General features: G+C 36.1%; 1 protein-coding gene. It reads left to right on the top strand.

Translation table 11 applies throughout. The features are described from left to right. Nucleotides 1–170 precede the first annotated feature (170 nt). Nucleotides 171–1,961, top strand: a complete 1,791-nt coding sequence (locus tag V7183_RS10470; RefSeq protein WP_335359448.1) for a S9 family peptidase — start codon at nt 171–173, stop codon at nt 1,959–1,961. Nucleotides 1,962–2,236: the final 275 nt, after the last annotated feature.

Below are 2,236 nucleotides of genomic sequence, written 5' to 3'. Positions count from 1 at the left end.
CAGCTCTCATTCGTATTTCTTAAGGTATCCTTTTGGAAGGGTTAAATTTCAGTATATGTAATGCGTTTATTGCGTATGTATTTTTTAATAATAAAATAATGTGTAAATATGGTAGAGTTAATAGTGTGAATATTCTTTTTAATCAAGAGTCAAAAAAGGAGAGAGAGAAAATGAAATTCATCGGAATAAAGCCATATTTACATGTACGGACAGCAGAAAAACCTGTATATCATCCAACTGGTGAAAGCTTAAATTTTATTACAAATATTACTGGGCTCCCGCAAGTATGGGAATTAAAAAAGGGCAATGATTGGCCTACGCAAATATCTTTCACGGATGAAAGAATTATCTTTATGGAATATATCTCGGGAACAACAAAGCGTATTATCGGAATGGATGCTGGTGTAAATGAACGTCAACAGTTATTTCTTTTAGAAGATGATGGGGAGTTAATTTCATTAACTGATTCACCTGATTATATCCATCATTATGGCGGAAGCTCTCCAGATGGAAAGTGGATAGCGTGGGCAAGTAATCGTCGCAATATAGCACATTTTGATATATACATACAATCTCTAGAAACGTATGAAATTCGAAAAGTATTTGATGGTGATGGACTTTATTTTGCAATAAAATGGTCACCAAGTGGTGATTTATTGCTTATTCAAAAGGCTAACTCTAATCTAGATAATGACCTTGGATTATTACATCTTGAGAGTGGGGAAGTAAATTGGATAACGAAGCATGAAGGAGAAGCACGATTTGAATGCCCAAACTTCAATAAGAATGGAGATCATATATATGTTCTCACTAATATAGATCAAGAATTTATAGGATTAGGAGTGATTAATCTTGCAACAAGCCATTTTACTTGGCTTGACCAACGAGATTGGGATCTGGAAGGCTTACAAATGAGTAATAATAAACAGTTATTAGCGTATTCAGTCAATGAAGGCGGGATTTCTAAAGGAGTTTTATTGAACCTTCAGAATAAAACCATTGAATCGTGGGATACACCAAACGGAGTTATTACAAATATTACTTTTTCACAAGATGATGCTAGATTATCCTATGTTTTAAATGGGGCAACACACCCCTCAGACATATGGGAGTTGGATTTAAAAACAAAGAAAAATGCTCGACTTACCTATGTATCACAGTCCCCTGTTGTGGAACATGCGCTAGTGGAACCAGAGCTTATTCATTTTACTTCATTTGATGGGTTAGAAGTACCAGCGTTTTTTTATAAACCACAACAGGTTAAAAATGAGAAGCTTCCAGTAGTAGTATTTGTTCATGGGGGGCCTGAAAGTCAGATTCGTGCCGTTTACAACCCTTTTCTTCAATATTTCTTAAATCGAGGGTATGCAGTATGTACACCGAATGTTCGTGGTAGTACTGGATACGGGAAAGCATACACTCATCTTGATGATGTTCGAAAACGAATGCATTCAGTTCAAGATCTTACTTATTTAGTAGAATGGTTAAAGACAGAAGGAAATGCTGATCCAAATAAAATCGCAATTATGGGCCGCAGTTATGGTGGATTTATGGTTCTTGCTGCCATCACGCATTATCCTGATTTGTGGTCTGCGGCAATTGATATTGTTGGTATTTCCAGTCTTAAAACGTTTTTACAGAATACAAGTCCGTGGCGCCGTAAATTAAGAGAGGCAGAATACGGATGTATTGAAGCAGATGGGGACTTTTTTGATGAGATAGATCCATTACATCGTACTGATCAGATTAAATGTCCGGTAATGTTGCTTCATGGTGCCAATGATCCTCGCGTTCCAATTGAAGAAACAGAACAAATCGTTAATGAGCTAAAAGAACGAGATCATCCAGTTTCATATATTCGATTTGAAGACGAAGGACATTTTTTCGTCAAACTAAAAAATAATATTACTGCCTACACGAGTGTTGCTGATTTCTTAAATCAGTATATTGGAAATGAATGAGATGATTATGGAGAAAATGCACAAGACACACATTCCTTGTGAAAAGAGGCATTATTAAAAGAGAGTAGTAGAATTATTAGCAGTGTATGTAGCACATAAAGCCGCTTGGAGTATGATCCAAGCGGCTTTAACACTAGTGGATGTCTGATTGTAACTATATAAATCCATTTTAATTTTTCGACATCTAACTCCCTGCTATGCAGAATAAAAAGTAACCTACACTCGTTTGCTCTTTCTGCTTTTACTTCGCATGTGGTAGAGAAAGGAACTGACCG

Source organism: Bacillus sp. JJ1127, assembly GCF_036965845.1.
GTDB lineage: Bacteria > Bacillota > Bacilli > Bacillales > Bacillaceae_G > Bacillus_A.
This window is presented reverse-complemented; position numbering and strand designations above follow the sequence as displayed.

Excerpts from the sequence above, each read along its gene's own strand:
- V7183_RS10470 (WP_335359448.1), top strand. The coding sequence starts at position 171 with ATGAAATTCATCGGAATAAAGCCATATTTACATGTACGGACAGCAGAA.